We start from the raw sequence: 493 nt of genomic DNA on the forward strand, positions 1-493 counted from the left end.
CGAGGTGATCGGCGTGGCCGCCGGCTTCCCGACCACCGTCAACCCGATCATCCAGTTCGGCGCGATCCCGGTGTTCGTCGACGTCGAGCTGGGCACCTACAACATCGACGTCACCAAGCTGGAAGCGGCGATCTCGCCCAAGACCAAGGCCATCATGCTGGCCCACACCTTGGGCAATCCGTACAACCTGGACGTGATCACGGCGATCTGCAAGAAGCACAATCTGTGGCTGATCGAGGACTGCTGCGACGCGCTCGGCTCGACCTACCACGGCAAGATGGTCGGCACCTTCGGCGACATCGGCACCATGTCGTTCTACCCGGCGCACCACATCACGATGGGCGAAGGCGGCGCGGTGTTCACCAACAACGCCGAACTGAAGATGATCGCCGAGTCGTTCCGCGACTGGGGCCGCGACTGCTACTGCGCGCCGGGCAAGGACAACACCTGCGGCAAGCGCTTCTGCCAGTGCCTGGGCACGCTGCCGATGGGC

The 493-nt window shown here is 64.3% G+C and carries 1 protein-coding gene; it reads left to right on the forward strand.

The features are described from left to right. Positions 1-493, forward strand: a 493-nt coding sequence (locus RUGAMON1_RS32685; RefSeq protein ID WP_445234430.1) for a DegT/DnrJ/EryC1/StrS family aminotransferase, incomplete at both ends; no start/stop codon positions are given.

Source organism: Duganella rhizosphaerae (genome assembly GCF_040364205.1).
Classification (GTDB): Bacteria; Pseudomonadota; Gammaproteobacteria; order Burkholderiales; family Burkholderiaceae_D; genus Rugamonas; species Rugamonas rhizosphaerae.